Genomic DNA, 22275 nt, shown 5'->3' on the forward strand with positions numbered 1-22275 from the left:
AAAGATTCTTTAAGAAGCGGTGAGATTTTATATCATTAATCATACAGCCTATAAAAGGAGAAGATCTGTGAAAAAAATAACACTTGGGTTCGTCGTTTGTTTAGTAATAGTGGTTGTTCCTCTCATTTATTTAGATATTAAAAAGAGTAATTCACATGTAACCCCAGAAGATGCATTAAGTAATGTGAAAAATCCTAAACATGATGTCTTGGAAGTCATTGATAAAAAGTTCTTTGATGGGGTTGCGTATGTATTTTACTATTCGCAAGTCGGAGAAACTCCTAAGAATTACTTAGCGGCAGCAAGGTTACAAAAGAATGTGTATGGTTGGCAGTTAGACGAAATTCTCGGAGTAGGAAATAAAGAGGTTAGTAATGTTGGAATGGCTTCTGGGAAGGATGATTACATCGTTGGGCTGGCCCCGAAACAAGTACACAAAGTAATCATTGATAAATATGAGGCTGAGATGATAACGATCGATAGGGAAAATATAAGAGCTTTTTTATTTCACGAAGTAGAAGCTGATTTAATGGGGCAGACTGAATTCCAGTACTTTGATGAAGAAGGGAACAAACTCTATTACTGAATGGATGGGTGTCTTGCCAGAGATCAAGAGGAAATAACTCGAATTCGGTTTTTCTACCAAAGGGCTTTAATATAACAATACCAACCTAATAAAAGAAAAGCGTATGAAATCAAGAAAACAATCTGATTTCATACGCTTTTTCAATTTTAAACCTTACTGAACAGCAGCCTGAACGTCGATCACTCCGTTTCCATAATAGAAAGAGTCACCAAGAGAAACAGCTGTGTCAATCAATGTTTGACGGATCTGATCATTCGTCAAAGTTGGATCATCCGCTAAGATTAGAGCAGCTGCCCCTGCAACATGCGGGCTTGCCATGGAAGTACCATTATAGCGATCATAATCGTTACCTGGTACAGAACTTAGAATATCAACACCAGGAGCCATGACTTCAAGTTCATCCCCGACACTTGAAAATGAGGCTCTATTATTGGCACTGTCTACAGCACCGACAGCCATGGCTGCTGCGTATTTCGCAGGATAACCAATAGTGTTTTTCTTCCCTTTAGATCCTTCATTTCCAGCAGCAGCTACGACTAATACGCCTTGAGCATCCGCATTGTTTACCGCTTGTTCTAGAGTGGCTGAACCACGGCTTCCTCCGAGACTCATGTTAATGATGTCCATGTCATTGCTGATTGCCCACTCAATTCCTTGAGCAATCCCACTGTAAGAACCGCTGCCTGAACTGCTTAATACTTTAACGGCATAAAGCTCAGTAGATGGTGCTACACCAAGAACACCTAGTGTGTTATTGACACCTGCAACCGTTCCAGCTACGTGGGTACCGTGACCATTCCCATCCACTAAGGCGTTCGGTTCACCGCTGACAAAACTCTCTCCGCCAGCTACGTTCAAGTCTTCATGTGCTCCATCAATCCCAGAGTCAAGGATTGCTACCTTTACCCCATTCCCAGTCGTTCCTTGAGCTTGGACATCATCTGCATTAATTTGGGAGATCCCATAGGGCGTTGTTTGACTCGTTGCCTGTGCCGTATGGTCTTTCTCTACATAAGCGACATTAGGGTTGTTGGATAAGGCTTTTACTGCTTGTTCCGGCAGCTTGGCATGTACGACATTCATATATTTATATTCATGAAGTACCTTTCCTCCCACACCATTAATAGCCTTTTGGTTCACTTTCGATTTGAAACCAATTAAGTATTCTTCTACCTGTGCCTTTTGCTCCGCCGCCTTTTCAACGGAAGCTTGGGCTATGTTATTGAATGAAAAGACTAAAGCAAACACTAACATAATCCCGGCAACTTTCCACATGTGTCTACGCATCAAATTCCTCCTTTAATTTTCCACCCAGAATTAAATATAAATTCTGAATAGTGTTAATATTACGATAACATATGTGAGATGACTCATGTTTGGGAAATGCATGTGCGAAAAAGTCCTCTTAGAGGGGGTGGGAAGGATCGACTTGGGCAAGTTTGATCCTGGGGTTTCCTTAAAGGGTTTTTCTTTGAGAGAAGTCGGTCGATGAAAAGAGAATCTCCCTACGGTTCTGATAAGGTAAAAATTTCTATGAAAGCTTGTGGACAGACCTAGCGATTTCAACGTGGTTTGTTTTTTTTTGTTATCTATTGCAAGGTAAAGGGGGATGGACTAAAACTTTAACGGATTAACGTAGTACAAAAGCACCCCCTTTAAACAGTAGAATCTATTCATACAGTTTCTGTTACTAATGGTATAAACTAGTAATTATATCTTTTCAACTAGGGGGTCAATGATGAAAAAAACAGTCATGACTGGTATGGCAGCCATTACGATGCTTGCTGCGCCACTATCGGCCGCAGCGGAGGCACCGAAATGGCACAATGTCAACGTGAATGAAACACTGCAGGAGGAGGATGGCAGTCCTTTTAACAGTGAAAACTATGATTTCTTGAAGTACTCGAAGGTGAATGACAAACTACAGGAAATCGCGAAACAAAGTAACCGGATCACAGTGGAAACTTCAGCGGAATCTTCCGGCGGCCACGATCTTTATACGGTAACCATCTCCGATCCAACGGCCAAAGGAAAATATGGGTACCAAAAATCATTGCGACAGAAGATGTTCAAAAACCCTGATAAAGCGCAGGCTTTCATTGAAAAACATCCGGATTTTAAAGTGCCGGTAATGATCAATGCGTCGATTCATGGCACGGAGTTTGTAGGTTCAGATGCTGCGCTGCAGTTGATTGAGCGTTTTGCGACAGCTGATGATCAGGAAACGAAGGAGCTGCTTGAAAATCATATTCTAATTTTTAATGTAGTGGCGAATCCTGATGGCCGGATCGATGCGACACGTTTTAACAGCAATGGCATTGATTTGAACCGGGATTTCATCACTCAGTCTCAAGCAGAAACCAAGCATATTGTGGAGTTGATTAAAGAGTGGAACCCTATGGTCTTCCTTGATTTGCATGGGTATGTAAAAAATTATGGCGAGGAAAATCATCCTGGTTTAATTGAGCCGTGTACACCGCCGCACAATCCGAATTACGAATATGATTTGTTCTCGAAGTGGGCGCTGGATCAGGCGGAAGCCATGGAAGGAAGCATTGTAGACAACCGGGCAGACTATGAAAATACAAATACTTCAAATGTCGACTATCAATCGATGAAAGGTACATATATTCCACAGCGGGATGATGATGCCGGCTGGGATGATTATCCACCGATTTTTACACCGATGTATGCCATGTACCACGGGGCTTATGGCTATACCCTTGAAGCACCGACGAATGATTGGGATGGCGTCCAATGGCATTATGATGCAGTTATGGGAGCCCTTGAATTTTCCAATGACAATAAAGAACAAATGATCAAAGACCAAATCGAAGTATTCAAACGGGGCATCCAATTTGATCACCCGTACCATACGGAAGGATTCTTCCCACAGGCGTACATTTTACCTGTAGATGAAATAGACCCGACGGCCACTGAAAAAGCCGTTGAGCATCTGATGTTCAATGATATTGATGTCTCCGAGTCGAAGAAAGCATTTAAATATGACGGTGTTTCGTACCCGGCGGGAACGTATATCGTGGACATGAGCCAGGCGAAAGCTGGACTTGCGAACACGATGCTGTGGGATGGAGAGGATATTACTGACATCACACCATCGATGTATGATATTTCTGCCTGGAATTTACCAGAATTATGGGGTTTTGAAGCCGTAGAAGTGGAAGCGGACAGCTCCCTTGATGTGAAGACGAATGACGTGAAGAAAGTAAGAGCGGATGGGGAGTTAACAGGAAACGGTCCTTATGTGATTCCTAACTCTTCTGTAAAAGCGGTTCATCTAGTGAATACTTTGGTGGAGAACGGTTTTAAAGTGACGATGGATGGGGAGCAATTCTACGTGGATGCGGACAAGTCACCTGAATTGAGAAAACTTGTAGAGGCGTCTGGAATTACCGTCAAATCGACCGCGACTGTTGATGGTGAACCCTTAACTTCTCAGAAAGTAACGATTCTAAAAGACGGCGGTATGAACAAAGCCCAATCCCATGCAGGGACTCTTCTAGCTTTAGAGCGATTAGGATTTGAAGTACAAGAGATCACACCAAGAGAACTGGCAGAACAAGGATTAGGAGATACCGATGTCTTTTTCTACAGTGGCACGTCAGAAATGATTTCTTATGGGGATTGGAGTCGGGAAGGTAATGCTGCATTTGGACTCGAGAATGAGACCCAGTATCAGGACTTTAAAGAAAACATCCATTCTTATGTTGAGGATGGAGGAAAATATATTGCTGTTGGAGCTGGCGCTTCCGATGCCGCGAAGCAGCTGGGTCTAACAGATGTCAGCATTCATAAAGGTGGCTATAGTAGTAATGGAATCGTGCGAGTGAATTATGATTCTGATGCCTTAACTTCTGGTTATGGAGAAAACGATTATGGTTTTGTCTATCGCCCTGTTTGGTATACGGATGTGGAAGGAACAGATGTCCATGCCACTTTTAAAGACAGCAGCAACTTCTTTATGGCTGGACACTGGAAAGACCGCGCGGATGCCCAAGGACAGCCGGTCATCGTTAAAGAGAAGGACCAGGATGTAACGCTTATTGGACTTGAAGCAGGCTTCCGCGATCACACGGATTACTTATTCCGCCTGTTCTCTAACGCCATTTACACTAAGTAGCAATATGATCGGTTCACCACCTTCAGTCAATCAGATTCTAGATGACTGAAGGTGTTTTTTGTAACAGATTGAATGTATGGGATCGGTTTCTTATGGTTTATACCTTTATAGATTGGTAGATAGAAAACTAATAAAAGAGGAAAAAATATCCTTTTAAGAATGGGATAGGTAAGAGCGAAAAATCCCCATAGGAGATTAAAGAATGAAAAAAATGAATGCGATCACTCTAGAAGGTGTCAAAGAGTTTGGGAATAAAAAGTTAGTTGGCTTTCGTGTCGTTTGTAATGATATGAAGGGTTATGGGAAAGAGATCCCTGAAGCCTCTATGGCACTGGAACGACGTAAATCGGAAATCAAACAACTGTTGGAGCCGGTTAAACTCATCGGGGCTTTTAAAGCTGGAGAGATTTCTGAAGGAGACGATGGTTACTGGGTGTGTTTCGAGGTGCATGAATTTGAAGATATTCCTGAGGGTATGGTTCGTTTAGTTGTACCCGCGCAAAAGTATGCCATTCTAAACTTTAACGGGCATGCTTCAGAGATTTTTCATGTCTATACTCATTTGCACCAATGGATTAATGACAATGGGTATAAGAGAGTTCCTGATCAGTGGTCATTAGAAATTTATTCAAAATGGACGGCAAATGAAGATAGAGTGGATCTATGTGATCCGGTCCTTTAGTCGAATCAAATTTTAATGGTGGTGAAGAGAAGGTTGTTTAGAAAAATGCGCCTGTCTGTAGTTTGGGACAGGCGCTATGTTTTAGGCTTTCGTCTTATAAGAGGTCACATGATCCTGCAGCGTATCGTCACTGCCGAACAGGAAGTGTTTCTCCATATCCGGGGAATACTTGGAGTTCACAGTTTTACGACCGACGGTTTCTGCGACTTCACGAAGCATAGCCGGAGAAGCTCCACAGCAGAGTCCGAGGTAGTTCACCCCGATACCTTGCGCTTCTTTGGCCCACTCGGCAAGCTCATAACGGTTGGTGTATAGCGGATCCAGGGATGTTGGGAACGTGGTTTCCGTTGGGATGGTACAAGCACAGCCTCCGTCTGGCAGGTTGAAGAAGGTCGGGTGTTCTTCTGTCGTGCGGTAAGGAATAGGCAGGGCACCTACATATCCGTCGACCGTATTGCGGATTTTCTCTACATACGGCTGCATCGTCGCTGGTCCACGGAAGCAGTTCATCCCCACGACAAGGGCCCCTTTTTCTTGTAACAAGCGGCAGGCTTCTTCAACTTCATAGCCGTCCCGCAGAATATTTTCACCCATCAGACCAAAGGTGATCACAGCAGGGAGGTCTTGTTTTTGAATTTCTTCCAAGGCAATCAAAGCTTCTTCATAATAATAGAAGGTTTCACCGTTCACAAAATCTACGCCTTCTTCCTTACACCAGCCGATCATCTCTGCAAACATGCTCCTTGTTTTTTCAACAGCTTCAGGATCATCCGGATTGAACAGGTTCGTGTTGGAAATGTTCCCGGCAACGAGGGCTTCTTCCTGCGGGTGCTCTTGAGCGACTTCTTTGGCCAGGCGGATGGCCTGACGGTTAAGCGCTTCTAATAAATCCTCCTTGCCGATGATTCTCATTTTTTCACGGTGGCCATTATAGGTAAAGGCCAAGACGACGTCGGAGCCTGCGAGCATAAAGTCGCGATAGGTCTGTTTCAGTGCCTGTGGGTTATCAAGGGCTACTTCCGGTACAAAGGATCCCGCCTGTAAATAACCGCGGCGCTCGAGCTCGAATAAGTATCCTTCTCCGCAAATCACGGGTCCATCCTGTAATCTCTGTTCTAATGATCGTTTCATTTCATTCCACAACCTTTCCATTTTGTATGAGACTTTTATTAGAAAGCGAGTCCTTTTTCAGGGACACGCTGACTTTCTGCCATGCATGGGCTGAAAAGATTTAAACGCTGTTCAGCGCCAAGAATCATTTTCTTCAAAAATAAAAGGACCTCCCTGGATAAGGGGGTCCTTTACGTATAAAGAGTCTCCTTATCTTCAAGGTATAACGAATACCTTCTGGATTTAGCACCGTGCCATTGGCTGGTTGCTGAGGTATCAAAGGGCCAGTCCCTACACCTCTCTGGATAAGTTCTATTATTATGTAGTTTTTGAAAAACAGGTGAACACCTTACGTAAAACGCTGGCTTAAATAGAAATCACATGGAACATTAATAAATTCTTGATTTTTAGTTTCGCTTGCGATTTACAATACAGGAAAATGCTTTGAGAATCAATGGAATCTTCAGAAAAATTTTCATTACATCAATCTTAAGGATCTACAGGAGTGCCGCTCATTCAGGTTCCTTTCCAGGTGGGGTGTGTCCTTTCTGACAAAGCGTTTATATTATTTTGCCGATTGGAATAAACTATCTTCATAAAGGAGTTGGTAGCGTGGATGTTAACGGGAAAATCATTCAGGGAGAGTTTGATCGGATCAACGACGAATTCGTATTAAATCAAGTGAAGCACTTTACGACTCAATCCACTCTTAATAAAGACCAAATGGATTCCATTTATGATTATTTGATGAATCATAAAGATGAAGAAGATGGTCAGATCCTTACGTTGAATGAACAGATGCTTGTCCGGTTGAGTCAGGAAGAGTCGAGTCAATTTATCGAAGATTTAAATCAGATTCGTGACTTGTATGAATAAAGTCCATGAGGGGTGTGGCGCGTGAAATAAAGGGATGTATTTTAAGAAATCTAAAAAGGTGGAAAAGAAAAGTATGTATCCCGGTAATTAGATTCTTTTTAGACTTAGAGTCTCCCTCCCATCTATGGGGGGCTTATCAGTACTTACCATCCCTCTTTTTAATGTTGAAGAAGAAGTGATTCATCAATAGTATTTTAGACGGACCTATGGCTAAGTCATTACCTCTAGGGTTATACAAAGGTTATATACTAAAAACACCTTTAAAACATCCATTTATTCTAAATGAAAACAAGTGTTTAAAGATGTTCTTACATCTATTCACTTAGCTTTTTCTATGAAGTTCGAATCCTATCTTGCTAAGGGCACTTTCAAGATTGTTTTCCACCTTAAATTTTTTTACGTCTATCCTGGAGCGAATGGCTTGCATGGCAATTTCAGGACGAATTCCCGTGAGTATTGGTTCAATACCAACTAAATCCATTAAATTGATAATCCGCATAAGATATGTTACTACTTCATCATTCATTTTGGTAATACCAGATAAGTCAATGAGAATATTATCTAAATATAATCCCTGGCTTTTTGCTAATGTTTGTTCGATGATTCTTTCAACTCTGTCCATATCAATATTTCCTATAATCGGCAGGATGGCTACACCTTCTGTAATAGGAACTAGTGGAGCCGACAAGTCTTCTATTTGCTTATTAGCCTCATCTAATTCTAATACGTAAGATAGTAATGAGCTCATTGTTTCAAACAGTCTAATATGACGTTCTGAAAGGTCAAAAGTCTTCGTATCCAAACCGCAAATCGTCCCGTAATTTCTGCCATCTTCATAATATATGGGTACGCCTATAAAACTTCCGTTTCCTAAATTCTTAGTAACTGCTAAAGGCTTAGATTGTTCATTCTGAGTAATATCGGGTATGATGAGGGCATTTTTTCCATAATCCACGCTAAGCTTACAATAAGTATCTTCAAAAGGGGACGTAGCCCCCTCTTCCACCAGAGTTTCTTTTTTATTGACCACCTTGACAATTTCATTCGTGCTTTTATCATTTTTAGCGATAAATAGCGTATTAATGTTCAATGTTTCACCGATGAATTTCAAGATACTTCCAGCAGCTTCATCGAAATTTTTAAATCTTCGAATCGTTTGTTGACTAAAACTAGAGAACGAATCCATGTTTAGCTCCCTTTCACTTATGTATTAATGAAGTTGCTTATTCTGTTACAAAAGAACGACAACTGATAAAAGCTAATTATCTAGGTCCAAGTATATCAGATATCTGATTGTTATCATAACGTTAGTATTATTCTAGAATAGTTATGATTCATGAGGTGCCTCGAACTGCCGACGCATGAAACAAAGGTTTATTCAATAAGTGTCTAAGATAAATACTAAATCTATATAGTAACATTTCCTTCTGCAATTAAGTCCTTTCATCGACTCTACTGTTTTGGTTCTATTTAATTAGAAAATGATTCTGAACTATCTAATGATTGAGTCTTTTTTTCAACCCATTGTATTCTTTAGGAAAGAAAACTACCAAAACAATCCCCTCAAGCGCTGCAACATATCAGTATTTCACCTCAATACATCTCCATCTATTGTACTTAGAATAGATTCTTCCTATTAAGAACAAGTAAGTAGTAAGAGTATGACCTATCCTTCTTTCCCTCTCAGTCCCCTCTAAAAAAGTGGAACTTTTATAGAAATTCTTTGATGTTAACATTTGCTGTTGGTTTCCCTTATTTTTGGTTCACTAAAGAATAGAGGGGGTGTAGCTCAAAAGCACTCAACTGGACCTATAAATAATCATGACAAGGAAATACCATGGAAGTACCATCAGATTGATGTTTTGTTTCACCTCCTTTAGGGAAGATGGGGCGTATTCGGAGGTGCAGCTTATGAAAATACAACGGAAATGGTGGATCGCGCTGCTCATTTTGGCCGCCATCGGTCTCGGAGTTTTCGGGTTTCAATCATCTATGTCCCATCAAAAAGAAGAACAAATCGTCGCTCTCGGTGATTCATTGACCTACGGGGTCGGGGATGAAAGTGGCCATGGATATGTTGAGAATCTAGAGCAATGGTTGGATAAGAATCACGACGATCCCGTAACCGTCGACAATTATGCCATTCCGGGCCAGCAAAGTGATGGAATGCTCGGACAGATGAATGAGGCAGCGGTCATGAAGTCGATTGAACATGCGGATTACATTCTATTTTTCATTGGAATAAACGATATCATTAAAAGTAATGGAGGGGACCTTTCTCCATTATATGAAGATAAGATTGCCATGGGGAAAAAGGATTATGAGCAGAACGTTCAAAGGATCCTGGATCAGATCCGTGAGAAAAATCCGGAGGCACCGATTTTATTTCTCGGTTTATACAACCCTTATCCGGATAAACCAGAAATCGGTGAAATCATCAACGACTGGAACGCAACGAGCCAGTCGCTCATAGAGCCTTATGACAATGTCACGTTTATCCCAACAAACGATTTGTATGAAGAGAAGTCCTCCCGTTATTTCAGTGATGAAGTCCATTTGAACGAACAAGGTTATGAGAAGCTTACGATGCGCATCATCAAAGCATACGATTTTGAATAGGTAAGAAAAAAAGGCTTCCCTGAATGGAAGTCCTTTTTGATGGTTTTTAATTCGAGAATAATCCTCCTAGTTGGAAGCCGCTCCAGGCTAATGCAATTCCAAGGGTGTAGCTAAGGACGGTATATACGACGAAGGTTTTCCAGTTCCTTTTAAAGTGAAGCTGGACCGATTCCAACTTGAAGGTAGAAAAGGTTGTAAAAGCACCGAGGATGCCTGTGCCGGCAAAGAGCACCCAGAGTGTAGAGAGATCGAGTCCTGTGATCAGACCGAGGACGAAAGAACCAAGGATGTTGACAAAAAGGGTAGCGACTGGGAGAGCGGAAGCTGTACGTTTGTTGATCCACTGACTGATTCCGTAGCGGAGAATCGCTCCAATGAATCCTCCCGCGCCAACCAACAACAGTTTAGTAAGCATCAGGCAGCCCTCCTTTTCCCAAGGGTGAATCCGAGCATAGAGAAGGCTAAACCACCGAAAATGCTGATGGCTATGTAAAAGAGGCTCAGAATGATGTCTCCCCGTTCATAGAGCGAAACGGCGTCCATGCTCAAGGTGGAGAATGTCGTATACGACCCGACAAGTCCTGTTCCGAGAGCGGCTTTCCAATTAGAAGAAAGGGAAAACTTCTCAACGATCCCCATCGTGAACCACGCGAGGAGGAAGCTCCCGGTCAAATTGACGGTCAACGTGGAATAGGGGAACCACTGGTCAGGGTTCTTCAGCCACTCACCGATCAGAAACCTAAGGGATGCGCCGATCATCCCACCGATTCCGACATAAAAATAAATCATTCCACAAACCTCCTACAAATCTAATCGTTATTATATAGACTTTCGAAGTAATTTGAAAGGAATGCTTTTTTTACGAGACAAGAAGCCTTATAATTTACATAATAGTACCAAACGAAAGAGGGTTACGCATGATACGCAGAATATTGAAGAACATTGATTTTACCATCTTATTCGCTGTATTGGCTTTGTCCGCGTTCGGTACGGTGATGGTGTACAGCGCCAGTATGGTCAGTGGTGTCATGGTTTACGAAGTAACCCCTGATTACTTTTTCAACAGGCAGTTGATGTCATGGGGACTCGGCTTGGTCGCCCTTTTCTTTGGGATCATCTTTCCTTACAAAAACTATCGACGCTTATTCAAGCTGATTTTACTTGGGACCGTCATCCTTCTTGCCGCGGTCTTTGTATTCGGACATACGTCCAACAATGCCCAATCGTGGCTGGCCATCCCAGGGCTTGGAAAATTCCAGCCCGCTGAATTGGCGAAGATGTCCTTGATCATTTACATGGCGACCATCTTCACGAAAAAGAGTGGGTATATTGAAGATTTCACGCGAGCCTTATTGCCGCCAATCATTTTGATGATGCTTGTGGTCGCGATGATCTTGAAACAGCCTGATTTAGGGACAGCCTTGATTGCCCTCGCGGTATCCGGACTGATCATCATGTCGAGCGGGCTAAAGAAGGTTCACCTCTTTTCCATGATCGGGATTGCTCTTGCAGGGGCGGTCTTCATGTACAATTTCGGTCTCAGTGAAGAACAGCTTTCCCGTTTCGACGGCGCTTATCAACCCTTTGAATACGCCGATGATGCCGGGTACCAGCTGATCAATTCTTACCTCGCGATTCATAATGGAGGGTTGTTCGGGACAGGCCTTGGTGCTGGCGTACAAAAACTCGGATACTTACCTGAAGCCCATACCGACTTCATCATGGCCGTCATTGCAGAAGAGCTAGGCGTGATTGGTGTCGGTGTCGTGTTGCTGTTACTTGGTTTGATCGTACTGCGTGGATTCTATGTCAGTATGGAGAGCCACGACACGTTCGGCCGTCTGCTTGCCATCGGTGTGTCCGGTTTGATCGGCATCCAGGCAATCATCAACCTTGGTGGTTTGACTGGCCTTTTACCTTTGACTGGTGTTCCACTACCGTTCGTCAGTTATGGAGGGACATCGCTGCTTATGATGATGTTCTCAGCCGGTATGCTCATCAACATCCATGCCATATCAAAAATTAAAAAAGCCCAAGAACAAAAAGTAGCCGCATAAGCGATAAACGCCACCGATCTAAGGTGGCGTTTTTTTGTTGTGGTTGAGTGGGTTATCTATTGATCAAAGAAATGGTAGGTCGCGCCAAAAGGGGTCGAGTCGCGCCAAAGAGGAGTGGAGTCGCGCCAAAGAGGAGTGGAGTCGCGCTAAAGAGGGGTGGAAACGCGCCAAAGAGAGGTGGAGTCGCGCCAAAGGGGGTTGGAGTCGCGCCAAAGGGGGTTGGAGTCACGCCAAAGAGGGGTCGAGTCGCGCCAAAGAGGGCTCGAACCGCGCAAAAGAGGTCCCGAACCGCGCTAAAGGGCAGATAGACCGCCTCAAAGAGGAGAAGTAAATCTCAAAAGTTAAGATTCTAAAAATTGCTGAAACGTAACCCCACTCTCATTCGTTAGTATAGTAATAGGAATTTTATAAATGGTCGCATGGATTCAGTTAGATCTTAATTAGTGATAAGTAGTTCGGTGTTTTTCAAACCCATAAAGGGAAGGAGATGTGCTGGTGGAGATCCTTATTTCACTCTTACTTTTCACTCCATTTTTACTAATTGCATATTTTGCATACAAAGCTTCCGGTTATCAGAAAGGCAATATTGTCATGCATTTGGATGAATGGTACAAAGATCATCATCAATATGTGAAAGCTATAGAGAATGAATTGAATAAACAAGGGAAAAAGGCGGTTTTCCGTGGAAGATACAATTTTGAAATTGATGGAAAATCTTACACCTTGCACCCGCAAATTGTCACAGTTGATCGCGTTCCGACTCAACGAACAATATTAATACCTGATAAAAAATAGGTTTGTTTAGGAAAACAAACTATTTTTTAGGATCGTTAGGTGAAGCTCAAAAGTCTTTCAAACATAGGAAGGAGTGATTCTGTGAACGTGTTGAATCTGATTATAGCTATAGCGATGATCGTGACTCCCGCCATATTTTTAATTTACTGGGGAAAATCAGGGTACGATTTTGATGAGAGAAAGGACGAAGAGTAGGGGGACATTTTTCTCCACATGTAGTAAGCGGTTCAGTCCCTGTCGCGCAGAATTTCGTTTGTAGACCGTAAAGACGGCGACAGCATGTTTGATAGGCTTTAAGACAAATATGGAGGTGGGTCATGAAAATACGAAAGGCTGAACCGGAAGATGATCCGGCCATTGCAAGAGTGCACGTGGATGCCTGGCTGGAGACCTATCGAGGTCTGGTTCCAGACACTTACCTGGATCGCCTCACCTATGAAAAAAGAGAGTCTCTTTGGAAAAAGAATATCCAATCTTTAAAAATCATCTTAGTGGAAGATGAGCGTGAAGTTGTCGGGTTTGCTACATGGGACTATTCTTCTACTTATGAGAACTATGATGCGGAGCTGAGTTCCTTATACATACTCCAAAGCTTTCATCGCCGCGGGGCAGGAAAAGCTTTGGTGTCTTTCATTCTGAATAATGTGAAAGGGAAAGGATGCCAGAGGCTGATGGTCAAAGTATTGTCTGAAAATCCGGCCTGTCAGTTTTATGAAGGGATGGGCGGCAAAAAAGTCGAAGAGATTACGATTACGATTGATGGAAAAAGTCTGGAGGAATCGATTTACTCTTGGACTTTGGAAGAGATGAGCGCGGAATTTTAGTCATTGATGTTTTTGATCAATCATTACGGAAGAGCCCTGACTACTCAGGGCTCTTTTTATGGTTCTTTTAAAAAAGCTTTGGCGGAAGAATATTCTGTGAAAAGAAATGGAAACTGTGACGTTTAGAAAGGATTGAGAAAAGGTATCCCCTCTATACAAACAATAGGTCCTTTTGAAAGGGTGGCATACATAAAGGTGCCGGCCCTTTTCTTATTCATTGGCGCTTTTAGCTGTTGGAAGCACGAACAATAGTTAGAACAAAATGTGTGGGGGAAGTGGACCAGAAGAAAGAGGGGAGAATGGTGAAATCAAAGAAACGGATGATTTTATATGTCGCATTAACCGTCCTTGTAGTTATAATCACATGGGGATTGGTGGAACCCTACACGATGGATGTAGAAGAAGAGGAAGCTGTCATTCCTAATCTCCCGGAAGGTTGGGAAGATAAAAAAATCATAGCGATCGGTGATTTTCAAGTAGGGATGTGGTTAGACAACGATGGACAAATTGAAGATGTCGTAAACCGGATCATCGATCGGTCTCCGGATGCCGTGTTTCTACTTGGAGACTATGTCTACCATTCTGTAAATGACCACCAGAGCGAAATGGAAAAAGTCCAATCTTATTTAGAGCCTTTAACAGAGGAAGGCATTCCTGTCTATGCGGTGCTTGGGAATCATGATTACAACATGAGCAGCCGCAAGGTAGACCCCAGCGAAGAGACAGCTGAACGGGTGAGAAGGGAACTGGAGGAAATCGATGTGGAAATTCTGCACAATCGCTCAGTAGCATTAGAGAACGAGAGCGCAGATGAACCTCTTTATCTCACTGGAATCGGTGCCAGGTGGCCTGAAAATGATGATATATCCCGTGCGTTTACGGATATTGAAGAAGAAGATCCGCGTTTTGTCGTGATGCATAATCCGGAATCATTTGATGAAATTCCAGAGGGAGCAGCATCAACGGCGGTGGCCGGACACACGCACGGCGGTCAAATACGGATTCCGTTTACACCCCATTGGTCTTGGAAAGATCTGATTGCAAAAGGGAAAGCCCGTGTAGATGGGTGGACGAAAGAGGAATATGGCAATGAGGAAAACAGCCTGTACGTGAATCGTGGGATTGGCTTGAGTATCATTCCGGTAAGGTTGAATAATCCACCTGAAATTACCGAATTCCATTTGACTTCTCCGGAGGGATGAAGGGGCGAGGAGGCTGAATGGATGAAGGCCTCTATCTTTATTTCTGCCAGCAGATTATAGGACCTCACTATAATAAACTATAATCTTATTATGTAAACAATGTGACTGAATAAAAGCGGTACTCCTTTTAGAGTACCGCTTTTTCGAATGTTTAACGGATCACAATGTGGATCTCATCCATGTCTGATGTTTTTGCATCATTGTGCAGCACCAGTTTGGTTTGAAGGAAATAGGTCGTCTCTGCATCATCCAAATCCAGCGTCTCTGGTAGAATGAAATGAAACGGATATTCACTTTCTTCCTTTGGTTCAAGTTCACGGTTCATCAGAACGGTTGTGATCGGTTGTAAGAGGCTCGGTTTGTTTCCTGGACTTTTCTTCATCAAGTCACATTCCAGGCGCTGAATGGTCTGCTGGTTCAATCCGCCGATCAAATGGAAAGATCCGGTCACTTTTTCTCCGGGAGCATATTCTGTTTTCGATAGGACCAAATCGACCTTGGGCATGCCTGGGCCGAACCAATTGAATAGCTTCGCTAACATCGTCAAAGCCTCCTTATCTCCTTCGCTCAAGACTGCTGGTAACGCCAAGTCTGGAACTCTATCATTTGAATTTATAGTTGTATCATATTCGAGCGTGTACATCCCGTCAATCTTTTTTCGAAAATTCAGCCATCGACCATAAATTGCTTTTTTAGAGGTTAATCTTGGAAAAAATCTATGGTAAAGTAGTCAAGGAGGAATCAAATGGATGGTCTGATCCATGTGATTGATTATTTGTTTTCCAATAAAAAAACACTCATTTATACAACATTCATACAAGTTGAATATGATAAGGTAGCATCGAAGTTGTCTGCAGAAGGCGTGGCACACCGTGTCGCTACCGTCAGCAACACGTCATCTGTAGGTTCACCCGTTTTCAATCATGATTACAGCGTAGAATTCAAATTTCACGTAAGGAAAGTCGATCGTCACCGAGCGCAGGAAGCAATCCATAGTTAGGAGAAAAGTAGAATGGCGAAAAAATATTGGGCCGGTATTTTATTTTTTATCAGTGGCGTGATCCTTTATGGTTTCACATCGGTAGGGGCGGTTGTTTATTTGTCCTTTATCGAGGAGTGGAGCAATCCTCCGGGGAAATATTGGAGTGCCGTTCTTCAGGGAGGTCTTCTGTTTCCGATGATTTTCAGCTGGGTGCTCATCGTGCTCGGCACCCTCTTCATGTTTTCGAAGGAATTGAAGAAGGGGTACAACCGATTGAGCAATTAAAAAAAGCCGGGAGAGATTCCCGGCCCACTTTTATTTGAAAATGCCGAACGGTTTCCCGACAGGCAGGGTGACTTTTCCGAAATGGACATTCAAGACACTTGCGGCTGAACCGTAAAAGCTCATGATCGCAATCATCAGTTCAGCTACGGCTGCTAGCATATGCGTCGCGTGCGGGGCAATTCCAAGCGTAGACAAGGAAAGGCCGATGAACAAGAAGTCGATCAAAACAAAAATGATGAACAGCACTTTGTGTGTTTCCATAGCCCCGATCGTCATGAATATGGAAAAAATCAGATAACCGATGTAAGCGATGCCCAGTTGATGGGGATCGACCGCTTGTGCCGCTGCTTCTCCGAACACTCCGAAGTCGATGAGCCAGGACGTTCCGACACCGAACCAGAAGAGTCCGAATGCGGCAAACGCCGTCGTTCCGAATGTGTTGTTATGCTTTGCATCCTGAATGGCTGCGAACAGCTGGGCAAGTCCTCCGAGGAAAATCGCCCAAGGAAGAACGAAAGATACCCCATCTGTCCACCCAAGCTTGGCTGAAGAAGCCACCAGTGTAACCATAGCGAGTCCAAAAAGTCCGATCGCGGAAGGGTCTGCCGTTGTCATTTGTACCCGTTGCGTCGTTGTTGATTGATTCATAGATGATCCCTCCTAAAAAACATACTTGTCTAATTTACATAAAAAATAGAGGGCATGCAATGAGTTTTTTCATGTAAGCGAAACTTTCATAGATTCCAAAGGGATGGAGAGGAAGTGGAAGATGTTCCAGCATGTCATTAAAAATGAAGAGGAGCTTCGAGCAATCATCGGCGAACCGAGTGATCTCGTGAAGAATAAGGTGATCCATCACTTGGATGCAAACTGTAAACAGTACATCAAACAATCGCCATTCTTGACGCTCTCGACTTCTGATGCAGATGGGAATTGCGATGTGTCTCCACGCGGGGATGAAAAAGGTTTCGTTCATATCTTGAATGAGAGCACCCTCATGATCCCTGAGCGACCTGGAAACAAGCGTGTGGATTCGATGAGGAATCTGTTATCAAATCCTCATGCAGCGTTGATCTTTTTCATACCAGGAATGGAGGAGACGCTGAGGGTCAATGGCCGGGCATGCATCATAGCGGATGAGGATCTTCTTGAAAAAATGGCGCATAAGGGAAAAGTTCCTACTCTTGGAATTGCCGTAGAAGTCGAGGAGTGCTTCCTCCACTGTGCCAAAGCCTTCAAACGTTCAGGTTTATGGGACCCCGGCACATGGCTTGAAAAAGAAGAACGTCCATCCGCTGCAAAAATGCTGGCGGATCATGCGAAGCTCCCTGACATGGATGAGGAAGCGGTGACCAAGCGTTTAAATGAAAGTTACAGAAAACGACTTTATTAAGAGGTGTGGGGAATATGGATTTTCAAGAATTAGAAACCGATCGCTTGAAGCTGGTCGAAATCACGGATGAATATATTGACAGCTACTATAGCATCATGTCGCAGGATGAGGTCACCAAATATTATGGCATGCCTTCCCTGACCAATCGCCATCAAGCGGAAAGTATCGTCCATTCTTTCAGAGATAACTTTGCGGTGGAAAAGAGCATTCGCTGGGGGATGATTTGGAAAGAGACGGATGCATTCATCGGAACCGTCGGACTGAATAATTGGAGTCCCTTCAGCAGAAAGGCCGAAGTGGGCTATGAACTCGACCCGTCCTTCTGGAGGAAAGGGATCACATCAGAAGCTGTATCGGCTGTCGTTGACTATGCGTTTCGTGAGTTAGGACTATATAGGCTCGGTGCGGTGACTTTTCCTCAAAATGATGCTTCTTCAGGATTGCTGAAAAGGCTGGGATTCAAGGAGGAGGGTGTTTTGAGAGGGTACCTCTTCCAGGAAGATCAAAACCATGATGCGCTCATGTTTTCCCGCTTGAGAGAAGAGTTCCTGAAGGAAGAACGCTGATGGAAATCAACCGCTTCCTTCTTATGTTCGCAACGACGATGATGCTGATTTTTGGAGGCGTTTTCTTTCTTCGCTACCTGCAAAGTGGCGAATACCTTGTCGATCATCTGCTGAGCGCACTGGCAGGTTTGCTCATTCTTATCCTTGCTCTCATTTGGAGGCAAAAGCACAAAGAAAGGTGATTTTTACATATGTGGAAGTTTCTTTTTTGGGTTCTAGGCATTGGGCTCGTTTTCGGTGGAGGGTATATCGTCGGTGTCATCACCTCGGATGAACCTTCTTATCAAATCATGATTCAGGAAGAGGGCGGAGAAAGTCAACCACCCGACGGAGCGGTTCTCACAGATGTCGACCACCCGGCAAAGCTGGATTCCCTGCTTGGCATTCTCCTGCATAAACAACCGGCGGAAGGCGTGTCGGTGAACATAAATGAACCGGATGCCTCCCTTAAACTGATGAGCCCGCAAAGATCGATCGGATTGACAGATCACAGGATATGGTTCACAGACAATGGGGCTGTCCTGGCAGAGGAACGGAACGGCACATGGCAGGATGCTGTCTTTTTCACGATTTCAAAAAGGGATGCATCGTATATACAATCCATCATAGCGGGAGAGGATGATTAGCATGGAGATGGAAAAGCTGCGCGGACCCATTTATTTCCTAGGCATCTGTATCCTATTCGCCGGTTGTGCTGCATCAAATGGGAGTAGTGGTCCTTCGATCCAACAGCAGGATTATTCCTACGAGCTTGAAGGCATCCAACAGGAACTTCAGATGCTGAGGCAGGAAGTCGAAGTATTGAATGAACAATTGTCAGAGGACGAGTCAAGTGAACGCACAGGGACAAAGCGAACGTATTAATGATGGAGGGATGTGACATGAAGAGCGAATTCAAGCGTTATTTTTGGAAGCGGTTCTGGTTGATTTTTGTTCCTCTTTATCTCATGGCCATTGGAAACGAAAGCTACATTGTCTCGAATCCCCTCATGCAATTAGAGGATTATGGCTCCTTTTTATTTTTCATCGTCTTTTATTTTATCGGTTATGGAGCGATTACGGCAGGCATCCTTCATTTATTATGGCGGGGTGGTAGAAGGATGGGACCTTTGAATCGTGAAGAGAAAGTTAGGGAGTAGAGCCGGGATGGAAAATCCCTTTTTAATCCTTTATTCATCTTGTGTTTATCATATTTTATTAGTTATAGAGAATGTGAAATCATTAAATAGAAGCCCTTATATCGCAATATAGGACCCTGAATATCCTGTTTTCTCTCATTTCTTTTCACTGTAAGACAGAAAGGCTTTTCTCCATCTAATAAGTGATAAGGAATGTCCTAAAGAGATAACTACTAATACTGCTATTACGACCAATGACTCCAAAAATGAACCCTTCGCCATAATGCTTATCACAATACCAATAGCTACGGCAAAGGTTATGTTCGGAATGATTAAAACACTTTTCTTATCCACATAATCTTTATTTTTACTATATTTAAGCGAGAATAACGTGATCACTCCAAAGATTACAAAGCAGGAAGATACAAAAATAATGGCATCCGTTCTCATTTACATTTCCTCCAAAACATTTTTCACTTAATATCTATTCTTATTTCTTAGTTAGCTGAACATGAGATATTATTCAAATCGTATCATTGACTTTGATAACCGTATCATATTTTTAGCCATTTGAAATTACCAAACCTTTCAAATATGGAGATTAGATTTAAACAGAGCTTAACTATAAAAACTGGAAATTAGAGAGGAGGGGAAAGGCTTGTATTTTCCAGCGATAGAAACCGAAAGTCTCCATCTGGTGAACATTAGCCAGAAGCACACGAACTTCATTTTCAAACACTTCAGTAACAACAAAGTTTGTGAGTATTTATATGATGAAGAAGACTTGGAGAATTATGACCAGGCCCTAGCACTAGTCGAATGGTTCTCTAAGCCCGAAGAAAAAGGATACAATCGCTGGGTGATGGAAAGTAAAGATCTGGGAGGCGTTCCTATTGGGACTTGCGGGTTCCATTTATGGGACCGTCAGAATCGTATGGCCGAGATCGGCTATGACCTCTTTCCTGACTACTGGGGCAAAGGTTTGATGAAGGAGGCTTTGGTAGCCTGTATCAACAGCGGTTTTCAACAGATGAATTTGAACCGTATCCATGCGTATGTGGCGGTGGAGAATCAGCGATCATCCGCTTTGTTAAAACGACTAGGTTTCACTTGTGAAGGCATATTTAGGGATAAACATTACTATCAAGGACACTATTACGACCATTATACCTATTCCCTGCTCCGTAGAGAATGGTAGGTTAACCGGTGGCGCAGGACAATGATCGTTGGACAAGGGGGGTGGGATAAAAAATGAAAACTTCTCCCTTTACAAAATCAACGTCTTGTTATAAGATTTAATTCGTAATCGTTACTATTTGTATTTTAAGGTCTCGCTCTTAAAAAAAGAGCGTCTATTTTTTTACTTGTTTTTAAATCGTAATCATTACTAATATTGAAAGGTGTGATGATATGGCTAAAAAGTCAAAGGTAGCCAAAGAAAAGAAACGCCAGGCTATGGTCCAGAAATATGCCGCCCTGCGCCAGGAGTTGAAGGAAAAAGGCGCCTACGAGGCATTAAGAAAATTACCGAGAGATTCCTCACCCACACGGCTGACCGGACGCTGTGAAGTCACAGGAAGGCCACGAGGATACATGCGCAAATTCAACATGTCCCGCATCGCCTTCCGAGAATACGCCCACAAAGGCCAAATCCCAGGCGTGAAAAAAGCTAGTTGGTAATGGTTAGTGTGGAGACACCCTGGTAGACGCGACAAGCATAAGCAAAATCACGTCGTGGCGTTCTTTGCCACAGAGTGAGGTTGCTTATGTCTCGAGCGTCTGGGTGTCGGAACCGGATAACTACAAAAGCGGAGAGGCCTTGTTCAGCCCCGACAAGCATAAGAGGTTCGGCGGATCTTCCGCTGTCTCTTACATAAAAAGAAAGAGGAGGTGGCTCGTTGTATAAATGGGTCATCATTGGTGGAGGAATCCAAGGTTGTACGGTTGCCTCCTACCTTTTACATTCAAAAAAAGCAGACACCACGAGCTTGAGAGTGATCGATCCGCACGAGGAACCGCTTCACAGGTGGAAGACACTCACCAAACGCGTAGGAATGAAATACCTGCGTTCCACTTCAGTCCATCACTTGGATCCTGATCCTCACTGCCTCAGGAAATTCAGCAGGAAAGAGGCGTACGCTCAACCCTTCATTGGCCGGTATGACCGCCCAAGGCTTGATTTGTTTAACGACTACCATGAAGGTCTTTTCAAGCAGTATGCATGGAACGACTTTTGGGTAGCGGCGACGGTGACACGCTTGGAGAAGAGCGTAGATGGATGGGAAATCAAGACTGATCGATTAACGATAGCTGCTGAAAAGGTCATCCTCGCGATCGGGGTCAATGATCGCCCTCACTTTCCTGAATGGGCCGATCCGTTACATGAGCGCATGGGGCATCTGTTTTCTACTGCCGAAGTTAAGAAAGGGGGAGCGTTGGTCATTGTAGGTGGAGGGATTTCTGCCGCTCATTTGGCTAACACGTATGCAAAGGAGTGGGAAGGAAAGGTCACACTCCTGAAGAGACACCCGTTCAGAATCAAAGATTTTGATAGTGATCCAGGGTGGCTGGGTCCAAAGTATATGAATGATTTTCATCAAGTGACGTGTTACGAAAAACGGCGCGAGATAATCAAAGCGGCGCGTCACCGGGGGTCCATTACGAGCGGGCTTTCTGTGAAATTGAACCGCCATGTTCGTCAGGGAAGGTTAACGATCATGACCGATCAGGTGGAAGCGGCTTTGTATCACAAGGATCATATCCATCTTCGTTTAAAAGAAAACGAAGGACTCAAGGCGCAGACGGTGCTGCTCGCTACAGGTGCTGAAAACGGTGTGCCAGGAATGGAGTGGCTGAGCACAGTGATTGATTCTTGTGCGTTACGAACAGCTCCATGTGGGTTTCCTGTTGTGGACGCCCAATTAGAGTGGGGGCCTGGTTTGTATGTCGCAGGAGCGCTTGCTGAACTTGAGATCGGTCCTTCGGCGCGGAATATCGCGGGAGCAAGGAGAGCAGCTGAAAGAATTGCTGCCATTTAGG

General features: G+C 43.6%; 28 protein-coding genes and 1 riboswitch. Of the genes, 20 read left to right on the plus strand and 8 right to left on the minus strand.

The features are described from left to right. Window positions 1-67: 67 nt before the first annotated feature. Complete coding sequence (locus HFA01_RS02940; protein WP_146813077.1) at window positions 68-586, plus strand: hypothetical protein; 519 nt, start codon at window positions 68-70, stop codon at window positions 584-586. A gap of 153 nt (window positions 587-739) precedes the next feature. Here HFA01_RS02940 and HFA01_RS02945 read toward each other — a convergent pair whose 3' ends face one another. Beyond that, window positions 740-1876, minus strand: coding sequence for a S8 family peptidase (locus HFA01_RS02945; RefSeq protein ID WP_371860303.1), 1137 nt, complete (start codon window positions 1874-1876; stop codon window positions 740-742). 448 nt (window positions 1877-2324) lie between these two features. Between HFA01_RS02945 and HFA01_RS02950 the strand changes: the two genes are divergently transcribed. Both HFA01_RS02950 and HFA01_RS02955 read left to right on the plus strand, forming a co-directional pair. Continuing rightward, window positions 2325-4727 carry a M14 family zinc carboxypeptidase gene (locus HFA01_RS02950; protein WP_246139256.1) on the plus strand — a complete coding sequence of 801 codons (2403 nt, stop codon included), beginning with the start codon at window positions 2325-2327 and terminating at the stop codon, window positions 4725-4727. Between the two features lie 202 nt (window positions 4728-4929). Beyond that, window positions 4930-5409, plus strand: a complete 480-nt coding sequence (locus tag HFA01_RS02955) for a GyrI-like domain-containing protein (protein ID WP_246139257.1) — start codon at window positions 4930-4932, stop codon at window positions 5407-5409. 81 nt (window positions 5410-5490) lie between these two features. Here the strand turns inward: HFA01_RS02955 and HFA01_RS02960 are convergent, their stop codons facing one another. Continuing rightward, on the minus strand, window positions 5491-6540 hold the full coding sequence (locus HFA01_RS02960; RefSeq protein WP_146813080.1) for a homocysteine S-methyltransferase family protein: 1050 nt from the start codon (window positions 6538-6540) through the stop codon (window positions 5491-5493). A 186-nt stretch (window positions 6541-6726) separates the two neighbouring features. Beyond that, window positions 6727-6831, minus strand: a riboswitch (SAM riboswitch). Between the two features lie 300 nt (window positions 6832-7131). On the opposite strand from HFA01_RS02960, the gene HFA01_RS02965 reads away from it, so the two are divergent. Continuing rightward, complete coding sequence (locus tag HFA01_RS02965) at window positions 7132-7395, plus strand: hypothetical protein (protein ID WP_146813081.1); 264 nt, start codon at window positions 7132-7134, stop codon at window positions 7393-7395. A gap of 322 nt (window positions 7396-7717) precedes the next feature. Here the strand turns inward: HFA01_RS02965 and HFA01_RS02970 are convergent, their stop codons facing one another. Next, a complete protein-coding gene (locus HFA01_RS02970; RefSeq protein WP_146813082.1) occupies window positions 7718-8581 on the minus strand; it encodes an STAS domain-containing protein in 864 nt (287 codons plus the stop codon). A gap of 725 nt (window positions 8582-9306) precedes the next feature. Here HFA01_RS02970 and HFA01_RS02975 point away from each other — a divergent pair. Further along, window positions 9307-10014, plus strand: coding sequence for a GDSL-type esterase/lipase family protein (locus HFA01_RS02975; RefSeq protein WP_167506140.1), 708 nt, complete (start codon window positions 9307-9309; stop codon window positions 10012-10014). A gap of 46 nt (window positions 10015-10060) precedes the next feature. Here the strand turns inward: HFA01_RS02975 and crcB (HFA01_RS02980) are convergent, their stop codons facing one another. Both crcB (HFA01_RS02980) and crcB (HFA01_RS02985) read right to left on the minus strand, forming a co-directional pair. Beyond that, the gene (crcB, locus tag HFA01_RS02980; protein ID WP_146813084.1) at window positions 10061-10429 is read right to left on the minus strand and encodes a fluoride efflux transporter CrcB; all 369 of its coding nucleotides are present in this window, start codon (window positions 10427-10429) and stop codon (window positions 10061-10063) included. After that, window positions 10429-10803 (minus strand): fluoride efflux transporter CrcB, encoded by a 375-nt coding sequence (gene crcB, locus HFA01_RS02985; protein WP_146813085.1) that lies wholly within the window; start codon window positions 10801-10803, stop codon window positions 10429-10431. Before crcB (HFA01_RS02985) ends, crcB (HFA01_RS02980) begins: the two co-directional genes overlap by 1 nt. 128 nt (window positions 10804-10931) lie before the next feature. Here crcB (HFA01_RS02985) and HFA01_RS02990 point away from each other — a divergent pair, with 128 nt between their 5' ends. From HFA01_RS02990 to HFA01_RS03005, 4 genes are all read left to right on the plus strand, one after another. After that, window positions 10932-12071, plus strand: a complete 1140-nt coding sequence (locus HFA01_RS02990; protein ID WP_146813086.1) for an FtsW/RodA/SpoVE family cell cycle protein — start codon at window positions 10932-10934, stop codon at window positions 12069-12071. A gap of 495 nt (window positions 12072-12566) precedes the next feature. Continuing rightward, the gene (locus tag HFA01_RS02995) at window positions 12567-12866 is read left to right on the plus strand and encodes a hypothetical protein (protein ID WP_146813087.1); all 300 of its coding nucleotides are present in this window, start codon (window positions 12567-12569) and stop codon (window positions 12864-12866) included. A gap of 317 nt (window positions 12867-13183) precedes the next feature. Then, window positions 13184-13690: a GNAT family N-acetyltransferase gene (locus HFA01_RS03000; protein WP_146813088.1), complete on the plus strand. Its 507-nt coding sequence runs from the start codon at window positions 13184-13186 to the stop codon at window positions 13688-13690. A 299-nt stretch (window positions 13691-13989) separates the two neighbouring features. After that, window positions 13990-14892 carry a metallophosphoesterase gene (locus HFA01_RS03005; protein ID WP_246139258.1) on the plus strand — a complete coding sequence of 301 codons (903 nt, stop codon included), beginning with the start codon at window positions 13990-13992 and terminating at the stop codon, window positions 14890-14892. Window positions 14893-15043: 151 nt separating this feature from the next. Here the strand turns inward: HFA01_RS03005 and HFA01_RS03010 are convergent, their stop codons facing one another. After that, window positions 15044-15433 (minus strand): sporulation protein, encoded by a 390-nt coding sequence (locus HFA01_RS03010; RefSeq protein ID WP_167506141.1) that lies wholly within the window; start codon window positions 15431-15433, stop codon window positions 15044-15046. Window positions 15434-15637: 204 nt separating this feature from the next. On the opposite strand from HFA01_RS03010, the gene HFA01_RS03015 reads away from it, so the two are divergent. Next, window positions 15638-15892: a hypothetical protein gene (locus HFA01_RS03015; RefSeq protein WP_146813090.1), complete on the plus strand. Its 255-nt coding sequence runs from the start codon at window positions 15638-15640 to the stop codon at window positions 15890-15892. A 12-nt stretch (window positions 15893-15904) separates the two neighbouring features. After that, complete coding sequence (locus HFA01_RS03020) at window positions 15905-16159, plus strand: hypothetical protein (protein WP_146813091.1); 255 nt, start codon at window positions 15905-15907, stop codon at window positions 16157-16159. Between the two features lie 30 nt (window positions 16160-16189). Here the strand turns inward: HFA01_RS03020 and HFA01_RS03025 are convergent, their stop codons facing one another. Beyond that, window positions 16190-16807, minus strand: coding sequence for an acetate uptake transporter (locus tag HFA01_RS03025; RefSeq protein ID WP_146813092.1), 618 nt, complete (start codon window positions 16805-16807; stop codon window positions 16190-16192). A 121-nt stretch (window positions 16808-16928) separates the two neighbouring features. Here HFA01_RS03025 and HFA01_RS03030 point away from each other — a divergent pair, with 121 nt between their 5' ends. From HFA01_RS03030 to HFA01_RS03055, 6 genes are read left to right on the plus strand one after another with little or no spacing between them, the layout of a single operon-like run. Beyond that, window positions 16929-17552: a pyridoxamine 5'-phosphate oxidase family protein gene (locus tag HFA01_RS03030; protein ID WP_246139259.1), complete on the plus strand. Its 624-nt coding sequence runs from the start codon at window positions 16929-16931 to the stop codon at window positions 17550-17552. A 14-nt stretch (window positions 17553-17566) separates the two neighbouring features. Next, window positions 17567-18118: a GNAT family N-acetyltransferase gene (locus tag HFA01_RS03035; RefSeq protein ID WP_146813094.1), complete on the plus strand. Its 552-nt coding sequence runs from the start codon at window positions 17567-17569 to the stop codon at window positions 18116-18118. Continuing rightward, window positions 18118-18300, plus strand: coding sequence for a hypothetical protein (locus tag HFA01_RS03040; protein WP_146813095.1), 183 nt, complete (start codon window positions 18118-18120; stop codon window positions 18298-18300). Before HFA01_RS03035 ends, HFA01_RS03040 begins: the two co-directional genes overlap by 1 nt. Before the next feature lie 9 nt (window positions 18301-18309). Beyond that, the gene (locus HFA01_RS03045) at window positions 18310-18744 is read left to right on the plus strand and encodes a hypothetical protein (RefSeq protein WP_146813096.1); all 435 of its coding nucleotides are present in this window, start codon (window positions 18310-18312) and stop codon (window positions 18742-18744) included. A gap of 1 nt (window position 18745) precedes the next feature. After that, the gene (locus tag HFA01_RS03050; RefSeq protein WP_146813097.1) at window positions 18746-18982 is read left to right on the plus strand and encodes a hypothetical protein; all 237 of its coding nucleotides are present in this window, start codon (window positions 18746-18748) and stop codon (window positions 18980-18982) included. A 17-nt stretch (window positions 18983-18999) separates the two neighbouring features. Further along, entirely contained in the window at window positions 19000-19257 is a 258-nt protein-coding gene (locus tag HFA01_RS03055) for a hypothetical protein (RefSeq protein WP_146813098.1), read from the plus strand. Window positions 19258-19392: 135 nt separating this feature from the next. Here HFA01_RS03055 and HFA01_RS03060 read toward each other — a convergent pair whose 3' ends face one another. Beyond that, window positions 19393-19686, minus strand: a complete 294-nt coding sequence (locus tag HFA01_RS03060) for a hypothetical protein (RefSeq protein WP_146813099.1) — start codon at window positions 19684-19686, stop codon at window positions 19393-19395. 208 nt (window positions 19687-19894) lie between these two features. Here HFA01_RS03060 and HFA01_RS03065 point away from each other — a divergent pair, with 208 nt between their 5' ends. The 3 genes from HFA01_RS03065 to HFA01_RS03075 all read left to right on the plus strand — a co-directional run bounded on the left by HFA01_RS03065 (window position 19895) and on the right by HFA01_RS03075 (window position 22274). After that, complete coding sequence (locus tag HFA01_RS03065) at window positions 19895-20434, plus strand: GNAT family N-acetyltransferase (RefSeq protein ID WP_246139260.1); 540 nt, start codon at window positions 19895-19897, stop codon at window positions 20432-20434. 212 nt (window positions 20435-20646) lie between these two features. After that, complete coding sequence (rpsN, locus tag HFA01_RS03070) at window positions 20647-20916, plus strand: 30S ribosomal protein S14 (RefSeq protein WP_146813101.1); 270 nt, start codon at window positions 20647-20649, stop codon at window positions 20914-20916. A 218-nt stretch (window positions 20917-21134) separates the two neighbouring features. Beyond that, window positions 21135-22274 (plus strand): FAD/NAD(P)-binding protein, encoded by a 1140-nt coding sequence (locus HFA01_RS03075; RefSeq protein WP_146813102.1) that lies wholly within the window; start codon window positions 21135-21137, stop codon window positions 22272-22274. The last annotated feature ends 1 nt before the right edge of the window (window position 22275 follow it).

It is taken from the genome of Halobacillus faecis (assembly GCF_007991335.1).
Classification (GTDB): domain Bacteria; phylum Bacillota; class Bacilli; order Bacillales; family Halobacillaceae; genus Halobacillus; species Halobacillus faecis.